Source organism: Clostridium sp., from assembly GCF_029267215.1.
GTDB lineage: Bacteria > Bacillota > Clostridia > Clostridiales > Clostridiaceae > Sarcina.
Genome location: NZ_JARIDH010000008.1, coordinates 1 through 10,122 on the forward strand (window position 1 = coordinate 1; position 10,122 = coordinate 10,122).

A 10,122-nucleotide genomic window follows, 5' to 3' on the forward strand; every position below is an offset into this window, starting at 1 on the left:
AATATTCTTAATGTAAAATAAGAGCATAGCTTTTTAATTAAAGCTATGCCCACATTTTTAAGAATGGAGGTGGAGCTTAAATGGCAGGTGCAGGACTTTTAGAAATTAAAAGAAGAATAAAAAGTATTACAAACACAAGAAAAATAACAAAAGCTATGGGACTTGTTGCCACTTCTAAGTTAAGAAAAGCTAGACAAAAATTAAATGAGAATAATCAATATTTTGATAGTCTAGATGAAATTGCTAGAGAATTAATCGGATCATTAAATAGCAATAATAATCCTTTACTTAAATCTAATGATAATCCTAAGAAGTTAATAATATTATTAGCTTCAGATTCAGGATTATGTGGTGGATTTAATGGTAATACTGCTGCTTTTGTAAGAGATAGTTATGAAAATAATATAGATAATATACAAGTTATAGTAGTAGGAAAAAAAGGTATCCATTATGTTAAGAAAAATAAGATTTCTACTTTAGCAGAATATGTTGATTTAGGAGATACACCAAATGTTGGTGATGCATCAACAGTAGTAAACAGAGCTGTTAAGGAATTTATGGATGGAAATTTTGGAGAAGTAAATTTAGTTTATACTAAATTCTTTTCACCTGTAAAACAAGAAGTTGTTGAAGAGAAGCTATTACCTCTAAATTTAACTGGAGAAAAGGGAAGTGTATCTTTCGTAATTGAACCAGATGAGGATGAGATAATAGATTCATTAGTTTCATCGTATTTAAAAGGTAAATTCATGAACGCTATGTTTAATTCAAAAACAAGTGAACAAAGTGCTAGAATGCAGGCAATGGACGGAGCAACTAAAAACGCTGACGATTTATTAAGCTCATTAGATGCTAGATACAATAGAATAAGACAAAGTATCATAACACAAGAGATATCAGAGATTGTTGGTGGAGCAGAAGCACAAAAATAAGGAGGTACTGAAAATGTCTAACAATATAGGTAAAGTAGTTCAGGTTATTGGACCAGTTGTAGATATAAAGTTTGCAAATGATGAACTTCCTAATATATTTAATGCAATACACATAAAAATGGAAAATGGAGAAATCTTAGTTTGTGAAGTAGAGCAACACGTTGGAGATGACATAGTTAGAGCTATCGCTATGGAAGCTACTGAAGGATTAAGAAGAGGTATGGATGCTGTTGATACAGGAGCTCCAATATCAGTACCAGTTGGTGAATGCGTATTAGGAAGAATATTTAACGTATTAGGAAAACCACTAGATAGTGGAGAAGAAGTTAACAATGGAGAAATGTATCCAATACATAGACCAGCTCCTTCATTTGAAGAACAATCAGTTGTTCCTCAAATGTTTGAGACAGGAATAAAGGTTATAGACCTTTTAGCTCCTTACCAAAGAGGGGGAAAAATCGGTCTATTTGGAGGTGCCGGTGTTGGTAAAACAGTTCTTATCCAAGAGCTTATTAACAACATAGCTAAAGAGCATGGTGGACTTTCTGTATTTACAGGGGTTGGAGAGAGATCAAGAGAAGGTAATGACCTTTACTATGAAATGACTGATTCAGGAGTTATCAAAAATACTGCCTTAGTATTTGGACAAATGAATGAACCACCTGGAGCAAGAATGAGAGTTGCTTTAACAGGACTTACAATGGCTGAGTATTTCAGAGATAAGGGTCAAGACGTGTTATTATTTATAGATAACATATTCAGATTCTCACAAGCAGGATCAGAGGTTTCAGCTTTATTAGGAAGAATACCATCTGCCGTTGGTTATCAACCAACACTTGCTACTGAGATGGGTGCTCTTCAAGAGAGAATCACATCAACTACACATGGATCAATTACATCAGTTCAGGCAGTATACGTACCAGCCGATGACTTAACTGACCCAGCTCCAGCTACAACATTCAACCACCTTGATGCTAAAACAGTTTTATCAAGAGGTATCGCTGAAATAGGTATATATCCAGCTGTTGACCCACTAGATTCTTCATCAAGAATACTAGATCCAAGAGTTGTCGGAGAAGAACATTATGAAGTTGCTTCAAAAGTTAAGCACATATTAGAAAGATATAAAGAACTTCAAGATATTATAGCTATCCTTGGTGTTGATGAACTTGCTGATGAAGATAAGCTTATCGTTACTAGAGCAAGAAGAATACAAAAATTCTTATCACAACCATTCACAGTTGCAGAGCAATTTACAGGAATGCAAGGTAGATATGTTCCAATAAAAGAAACTATAAGAGGTTTTAAAGAGATATTAGAAGGTAGACATGACAATGTGCCAGAGTCAGCTTTCTTATTCGCTGGATCAATCGAAGAAGTATTAGAAAAAGCTAAAGCTATAGCCCAATAGAGGGGTGAGTTAAATGAATAAATTCAAATTAACTATTACAACACCAGAGAGAGCTGTTTTCTCAGGTGAAGTTGAAAGAATCTTATCAAAAAACGCTCTTGGTGAGTTTGAAGTATTAGCTGGTCACCAACCATATATAACTGCTACCACTCCAACTGTTACAAGAATTGATGATGAATCAGGAGAAAGTAAATATTTATTTACATCAACTGGTTTAATGAAAGTTCAAGGTAATGAGGTAACATTTTGTATAAATGCAGCAGAATGGCCTGAGGAGATAGATCAAGCAAGAGCTATGAATGCTAAACAAAGAGCAGAAGAGAGATTAAAAAATAAAAGTGATGAGATAGATGAAAAAAGAGCTAAGATTGCATTAAGCAGAGCTATATCTAGATTAAAACTTAAAGAGATGTAATATATTTAAAGCATACAGGAGACTGTATGCTTTTTTATTTTCTTAAAATAAATATAGAATGCTTTATATAGTTTAATATTTAAAAAGGAAAATAAAGTTTTTATGTAAATTATGTTTAATTTTAAGTGGATAATTATTTCTATGTAATTATAAAGAACTTTTTTTTAGCTTTTTAATATATTGATAATATAAAAAGTAATTATTGTATAAAAAACATTTTACTGTTAATACTTGAGATTAGGTAGTAATTTTATGTGTTGATTATATTAGGAGGTATTATGAATAAAAGTTTTTTTGCAATGATTTTCTTTTTTATTTCTTCTTTTTTTAATTTTAATACTAATATTTTTTTAGAAGATAATATATATAAAGAGGTTAGTAAAAGCATATGTAACATAAGTGAATATGGATTTAGAGTTGAATATACAGTTAATAATAAGATTTTAGATGAATTTAAATTGTACGAGCCTTATTTAAATAAATATGATATGAATTTTAGTGAAAATGAAAATTTTTTAAGTGCAGAGTGGGAGAATAATACTTTGTTTATTAATGAAGAAAATGGTTTGCTTAGAGTTCAGATTAACTTAATATCAAAAGAATATATTGATATTAAGAGTTTGAAAAGTAAGTTTGATAATATAAGTCAGGATAAAAGAAATGACATAAAATATTATAGCTATATAAAAGGTGATATTGAAAGTAAAAAGAGTTTGGAACTTATTGAGAATGAAGTTATAGAATTATTCAATAAGGAAAGGGTTAAAGACATACAAAAGATAAATTTAAAAGGAGGAACAACAGGTATAATCACATTAAATGATGGTTATCAGTTTAATTACTCCATTATGACATATGAGGAGGATAGGAAGTTAATTTTAGGTACACCTATCATATTTACAACATATTAAAATAATTTTAATGGAGGAAAATATGGATAAAATAATAGTTCAAGGTGGAAAAAAGTTAAGTGGAGAAGTAAATATTAGTACAGCAAAGAATTCTGTTTTACCTATAATAGCTGGAGCTATATTAGCTAATGATACTGTTTTTATAAATAAATTACCTATGCTTGATGATGTTTTTACCATATGCAATGTTATTAAAGAACTTGGATTTGATTTATGTATAGATAAAAAAGAGGAAAGATTAATTTTGCCACCTTTAAGTAGAGAACCTTTAATTCCAAATGAAGATTTAGTAAAGAAAATGAGAGCTTCATTTCTTATAATGGGTCCTGTTATAGCTAAATACGGAGAGTTTAAATTAGCAAGACCAGGTGGATGTAATATAGGAACTAGACCTATAGATTTACATTTAAAAGGATTGAAAGCTTTGGGAGCTTCTATTGATAACTGTGGTAATGGATTTGTATGTGTTAAAGCAAAGAAGTTAGTTGGAAGTAGAATATATTTAGATTTTCCTTCAGTAGGGGCCACAGAAAACATTGTTATGGCAGCTACTTTAGCTAAAGGAACTACAGTTTTGGAAAATTCAGCTCAAGAACCTGAGATAATTGATTTAATTAATTTTTTAAATTTAATGGGAGCAAAAATATATATTGAGAAAAAAGGGGAAATAATAATAGATGGTGTTGATAGTTTGGGATCAGTTTCATATACACCTATAAATGATAGAATAGAGGCTGGAACGTTTATGGTTGCAGCAGCTATTACTGGGTCAGAAATTAAAATTAATGGGGTTAATTCAGACCATTGTTCAGCAATAATATCAAAATTAAAGGAAGCTGGAGCTCAGTTTAGACATGTTGAAGGGGAAGATGAGAGTGTTATAGTTAAGGGGAATAAAGGAATAAATCCTATAATATTGAAAACATTACCTCATCCAGGATATCCTACAGATATGCAATCACAGATGATGAGTTTACTAAGTATAGCAAATGGTAGTAGTATTATCACTGAAAGTGTTTTTGAAAATAGATTTATGAATGTGCATGAATTAATACGTATGGGAGCCAATATTAGGGTAGATGGTAGAAGTGCATTTATAGAAGGAGTTAAAAAATTAACAGGATGTGAGGTTAGAGCTACTGATTTAAGAGCAGGTGCAGCTTTGATACTTGCAGGACTTATAGCAGAAGGTGAAACAATAATTACAGATATATATCATATTGATAGAGGGTATGTTGAAATAGAAAATAAATTTAGAAATTTAGGAGCTAATATTTGGAGAGAATAGAAACCAACAGCTTAGGCTGTTGGCTTTTTTTATTATTAAAAATTCTTATTTGTTCGAGTTTGGGTGGTTACTGCATATAAATAAGTGAAGTGATTTTTAGGGAGGATATATGAGAAATAAAAAAATATTAGAATTAAGTTTAATAGTTGGTGGTTTGTTATTAAGTATATTTATTATACCTATAATGATCGGTTTTTTATCAACTAATAATATTGATTCAGATGAAAAAAATAATGACAAAAAAATGCTTAAAGAAGTGGTTGATTTAAAGGAAGTTAATGTTTACATAACTCAAGAAAATAAAGTGGAAACATTATCTTTAGAAGATTATGTTGTTTCAGTAGTATCAAGTGAAATGCCAGCTAGTTTTCATGAGGAGGCATTGAAGGCACAAGCTGTTTTAGTTAGAACTTATGCTATAAATAAGATGATTAGAGGGTGTTCAAATATAGAGAAAGGTGATATATGTGATACAGTTCATTGTCAAGTTTATACTAATATAGATAAGAAGATGAAAGCATGGGGAGAGAATGGAGAGGGTTATTTAAAAAAGATAAAAAAGGCAGTTGAAGATACTAAAGGAGAAATTTTATCTTACAATAATGAGATTATTAAATATCCTCAATATTTTTCAACGAGTTCTGGAAAAACTGAAGAGGCTGTATATGTATTTTCTGAGGATGTTCCTTATTTAAAGTCTGTAGAAAGTAAAGGAGAAGAAATTTCTCCAAAATATAAAAGTGAATTAACCTTAACTAAAGAAGATTTCATAAGTAAGATACATGAAAATATAAAAGATATTAATATAAATGGAAACTTAGAAAAGGAAATAAAAATACTAGGTCAAAATCCAGGAGGAACAGTGGATAAGATACGTATAGGTAATACAGAAATAAAAGGAACTGAATTTAGAAGGATATTTTCTTTAAATTCTGCAAATTTTACAATAGAGTTTAGTGATAAGGAAGTTATTATAAATTGCTTAGGATATGGACATGGCGTTGGTATGAGTCAGTGGGGAGCTAATGTTATGGGGAAAAATGGGGAAAGTTATGAAAAAATACTAGAGCATTATTTTACTGGAACAAAAGTTAAAGATAATAAAAAAGTTTTTATGTATAACTAGTTTAAAAAGGTTAGTGATTTTTAGAATTACTAATCTTTTTTTTATAAAAAAGATTACTTTGTGTGTATTAATTTAGGATAAATGGACAGAATTAGGAACGGAGGTGTTGAAAATGAATAAAAAAGAACAACTTAAAAGATTTATTAAAAAAGATGGATTCTATGTAGTTTTATTTGTTTGCTTATGTCTTATAGCAACAGTTGGAGTAGTTGTTGCAAACAAAAATTCTAATTCGGTGGCTGAAGAAAGTATAGCAGATAAAACTATAGAAGTTACTAAAGAGGATAGTACTACAACTAACAATAAATTCGATGATGCTGAGTTAGTAGAGAATAATAAAGAAGAAACAAATAATGATAAATTAGAAAAAAATAACGAAGATGTTAAACCAGAAGCTTCAAAAGAAGATAAAGTAGTAACTACTTCTAATCAAAGTACTAGCTTTATATCTCCTATAAAAGATGGAGTTATAACAAGAGGATACAATTTAGAACCAAGACTAAGTGAATCAGGTAAAAGTGCATCAGTTTATAAGGGGATAGATATTGAAGCTGCTGAAGGAACAGAGGTATTAGCTATTAGTGATGGAAAAGTTTTAGAGGCTGGAAAAGGAAACTCAAAAGAAGGTTGTTTTGTTAAGATAGAACATCAAAATGGATTGGTTGGTTTATATGCTAATTTAAATCCTGAAATAAAAGTTAAAGAAGGAGATACAGTTAAAAAAGGTGCATCTATAGGTACTGTGGGCAATACTATTCAAAATAGTCCAAGTGATAGAGTATCTAAAACATATTTAATGTTCCATATGGAAAATTCTAAGGAACCTGTAGATCCTCAAAAATATTTAAAAGATATTCAAGTAAAAGAATAATATGAAATAATTTAGGTTAATCAGCTACTTTAGTGGCTGATTAATTAATAGTAATTTTAAGGAGGGAAGGTTCTTGAAAGACTATATTGAGGAAAGAGTATTAGAAGTAGCTCAATACATTATTTATTCAAGAGCTACTATAAGAAAAACAGCGAAAGTATTTGGAGTAAGTAAGAGTACTATACATAAAGATATGACAGAAAGATTACCTAGAATTAATCCTGATATAGCAGAAGAAGCTAAAAGTATACTTGATTTAAATAAGGCTGAAAGACATATAAGAGGTGGAAAAGCTACAAAACTAAAATATAAAGTTATTGAATGATAAAAATATTCCTTATATAATAAAGGTTAGTATTTAAGTATAAATTAAGAATTTTTATTATATATTAGGGAGTGGAAAAATATGTGGTTTTGGAGAAAAGGCACGGATATGGGAATAGATCTTGGAACAGCGACGGTTTTAGTCTATATGAAAGATAAAGGGGTAGTTTTAAAAGAGCCTTCAGTTGTTGCTATAGACAAGAATAAAAATAAGGTACTAGCAGTTGGTGAGGCAGCTAGACAGATGATAGGAAGAACACCTGGAAATATAGTAGCTTTAAGACCTATGAGAAATGGTGTAATATCAGATTATGAGATGACAGAAGCTATGTTAAAATATTTTATAAAAAAAGGTGTTGGAAATAGAAGAGTGTCAGCTCCTAAAGTAATGGTTTGTATACCTTGCCAAGCGACTGAAATAGAGAAGAGAGCTGTTATAGATGCAGCAAGAAGTGCTGGGGCTAGAAATGTTTATTTAATAGAAGAACCATTAGCAGCTGCAATTGGGGCTGGTCTTGACATATCAAAAGCAAGTGGACATATGGTAGTAGATATTGGTGGGGGTACTGCTGATATTGCAATTATATCTTTAGGTGGAATTGTTTTAAGACAATCTGTAAAAATTGCTGGAGATAAATTTGACGAAGCTATCATAAAATTTGTTAGGAATAAATATAAGCTTATGATAGGAGAGAGGACAGCAGAGGAATTAAAAATAAAGGTTGCCACAGCTTTAGAAGGACATAGAAAGGAATCTATGGAAGTTAAGGGTAGAAATCTTATGACTGGGTTACCAGGAGTTATTGAAGTTGATAGTGAAGAATTAAGATTAGCACTTAAAGATGAAGTTAACATAATAGGTGAGGCGGTACATTCTGTATTAGAGAACACACCACCTGAACTTGCAGCTGATATTATAGAAGAAGGAATTCTCATGACAGGAGGAGGATCTCTTTTAAATGGTTTAGATAAATTTATTGAAAATAGAACTGGAATATCAGTTAAAGTGGCAGATCATGCTGTAAATTGTGTTGCAGAAGGAACAGGAAAAGTTTTGAAAACTTTTGAAAAAATTCATTTAGGTATGGATGAATTAGAAGTTAAGTTAATAGATGAATAAAATTAACCATATATCTCTTAGTATTAAGAGATATATGGTTAATTTTTTTTATTACTTAAATAATAAGCATGGATTAAAGAATCTACTATAACATTAGATATATCCATAATAAAGCTTAGTCTGATTGGTCTACTAGTAAACATACTAATATTTTCTGAAGAATCGACTATAGCAATTATAGAAGTATCTCCAATACTTCTTAATGTTTTACCAACACCTTTTCCTGGGTGGATAGGTTCATTTCTAGTATGGATTTCCCCAATTGCTTTTGGATCTCCTAAACAAGCGTCTATAGCAATTATATGATAATCAGGATATTGTTTTAATATTTCTGTAATTTTTTTATCAAGATTTAATGCATGTATTGGAGAGTCTAATGTTCCAAAAACTTTTAGTGGAAAAAATTTTTCTTTTAGGAGAGTTCCAACCATAGGTCCAAGACAATCTCCTATACATTTATCTGTTCCTATGCAGACAATGAGTGTTTTATCACTTATGTGGTCCTTTAGAAAATTTGCAATTTCATAGTATGCTAAATAATTTTCATAATAAGTTTTGATTTTTCTCAAGGTATCACCTCCTGATAAAGTATATGAGATGAGTAGGGTAAATATTAAAGTGAAGTATAAAAAAGATTTTTACTGGCAATTATTAAGAAAGGATGGTGATTAAATGAATAGAAAATATTTAAGTTTTTTAGTATTATTTTTTACTACGGTAACTATTGGTGGAATGTTTTATTTGGTTGAAAACAATTATTCAAAATCTTTAAAGAGTAATTCGGATATATCTTTTGAAAATAGACAATATAAAGAATATGATTCTAGTAAGGAAGAGTCAAATAATAAAGTAGATAAAAAATTAGAAAATGATAAAGAACATATAGTTAGTTATGATAAAAATTATAAAGTTTTAGATGAAGAAAAAGATTTAAATGAACATAGTAAAAGTGTAGATGATTTGATTGATGATAAAGTAGCTAAAAAAAAGGTAGAAAATTATGCTGAAAATAGAAAAATAAAAGACAAGAGAAAAAAAACAAAGGATTTTATAGAAAATAATAATAGTAATATAGAAAAAGAATATATAAAAAATAATAATATAGAAAAAAAATTAGAGGTAGAAAATGTTAAAGTATTTAAGGTGGATAAACATAGTATACCTAAAAAAATAAGTAGAAAGGATAAATTAAAGCTTATGTCCATAGCTAAGAATTTAAGTATTTCAGATTATTTTGAGTTATTAGAAAATATAAAGAGAAATGATGAATTTGATGCGGCTATAGACATATTTAGAATACTTAAAGATAAGTTGGATGAAGAAGAGTATAATTTGCTTAAAGATATAATGGATCCATATATAAATATCCAGTTAATTGAAGAAAAAATATAAATGAAAAAGGTAGTAATTAAAAGAAAAATAAAGAAAATTAAAAATAATTTAACACAATACTCTGAAATGAGCTTATATTGGGTTTGAAATAAAGTCTATAACCATATATACTAAGTCTTGTCGATTGGCGGTGAGTCAAAAGGACAGAAAAAAAATAATAAATGCGCTGGTGTGGCTCAATTGGCAGAGCAGCTGACTTGTAATCAGCAGGTTATCGGTTCAAGTCCGATCATCAGCTCCATAAGTGGTGGAATTCCCGAGTGGCCAAAGGGGGCAGACTGTAAATCTGTTGTCGGACGACTTCGAAGGTTCGAATCCTTCTTCCACCACCA

General features: G+C 29.8%; 11 protein-coding genes and 2 tRNA genes. 12 read left to right on the forward strand and 1 reads right to left on the reverse strand.

Annotated features, from left to right (window positions below; genetic code table 11):
- Positions 1 to 80: 80 nt before the first annotated feature.
- From atpG to mreB, 9 genes are all read left to right on the forward strand, one after another.
- Complete coding sequence (atpG, locus tag Q1K13_RS00805) at positions 81 to 932, forward strand: ATP synthase F1 subunit gamma (protein WP_300346807.1); 852 nt, start codon at positions 81 to 83, stop codon at positions 930 to 932.
- Between the two features lie 13 nt (positions 933 to 945).
- Positions 946 to 2,343, forward strand: a complete 1,398-nt coding sequence (gene atpD / locus Q1K13_RS00810) for a F0F1 ATP synthase subunit beta (protein ID WP_300346810.1) — start codon at positions 946 to 948, stop codon at positions 2,341 to 2,343.
- A gap of 13 nt (positions 2,344 to 2,356) precedes the next feature.
- Positions 2,357 to 2,758 carry a F0F1 ATP synthase subunit epsilon gene (locus tag Q1K13_RS00815; RefSeq protein WP_300346812.1) on the forward strand — a complete coding sequence of 134 codons (402 nt, stop codon included), beginning with the start codon at positions 2,357 to 2,359 and terminating at the stop codon, positions 2,756 to 2,758.
- A 278-nt stretch (positions 2,759 to 3,036) separates the two neighbouring features.
- Positions 3,037 to 3,669: a hypothetical protein gene (locus Q1K13_RS00820; protein WP_300346815.1), complete on the forward strand. Its 633-nt coding sequence runs from the start codon at positions 3,037 to 3,039 to the stop codon at positions 3,667 to 3,669.
- Positions 3,670 to 3,691: 22 nt separating this feature from the next.
- Positions 3,692 to 4,957, forward strand: coding sequence for a UDP-N-acetylglucosamine 1-carboxyvinyltransferase (gene murA, locus Q1K13_RS00825; RefSeq protein WP_300346818.1), 1,266 nt, complete (start codon positions 3,692 to 3,694; stop codon positions 4,955 to 4,957).
- A 109-nt stretch (positions 4,958 to 5,066) separates the two neighbouring features.
- A complete protein-coding gene (gene spoIID / locus Q1K13_RS00830; protein ID WP_300346821.1) occupies positions 5,067 to 6,083 on the forward strand; it encodes a stage II sporulation protein D in 1,017 nt (338 codons plus the stop codon).
- 112 nt (positions 6,084 to 6,195) lie between these two features.
- The gene (locus Q1K13_RS00835) at positions 6,196 to 6,954 is read left to right on the forward strand and encodes a M23 family metallopeptidase (protein ID WP_300346825.1); all 759 of its coding nucleotides are present in this window, start codon (positions 6,196 to 6,198) and stop codon (positions 6,952 to 6,954) included.
- A 73-nt stretch (positions 6,955 to 7,027) separates the two neighbouring features.
- A complete protein-coding gene (gene spoIIID, locus Q1K13_RS00840) occupies positions 7,028 to 7,279 on the forward strand; it encodes a sporulation transcriptional regulator SpoIIID (RefSeq protein WP_300346828.1) in 252 nt (83 codons plus the stop codon).
- An 81-nt stretch (positions 7,280 to 7,360) separates the two neighbouring features.
- Positions 7,361 to 8,398 (forward strand): rod shape-determining protein MreB, encoded by a 1,038-nt coding sequence (mreB, locus tag Q1K13_RS00845; protein WP_300346830.1) that lies wholly within the window; start codon positions 7,361 to 7,363, stop codon positions 8,396 to 8,398.
- 38 nt (positions 8,399 to 8,436) lie between these two features.
- On the opposite strand, the gene yyaC is transcribed toward mreB, so the two are convergent.
- The gene (yyaC, locus tag Q1K13_RS00850; RefSeq protein WP_300346833.1) at positions 8,437 to 8,967 is read right to left on the reverse strand and encodes a spore protease YyaC; all 531 of its coding nucleotides are present in this window, start codon (positions 8,965 to 8,967) and stop codon (positions 8,437 to 8,439) included.
- 103 nt (positions 8,968 to 9,070) lie between these two features.
- Between yyaC and Q1K13_RS00855 the strand changes: the two genes are divergently transcribed.
- The 3 genes from Q1K13_RS00855 (at position 9,071) to Q1K13_RS00865 (ending at position 10,122) form a co-directional block, all read left to right on the forward strand.
- Positions 9,071 to 9,790 carry a hypothetical protein gene (locus tag Q1K13_RS00855; protein WP_300346836.1) on the forward strand — a complete coding sequence of 240 codons (720 nt, stop codon included), beginning with the start codon at positions 9,071 to 9,073 and terminating at the stop codon, positions 9,788 to 9,790.
- 165 nt (positions 9,791 to 9,955) lie between these two features.
- Positions 9,956 to 10,031 (forward strand) — tRNA-Thr (locus Q1K13_RS00860).
- A 5-nt stretch (positions 10,032 to 10,036) separates the two neighbouring features.
- Positions 10,037 to 10,122 (forward strand) — tRNA-Tyr (locus Q1K13_RS00865).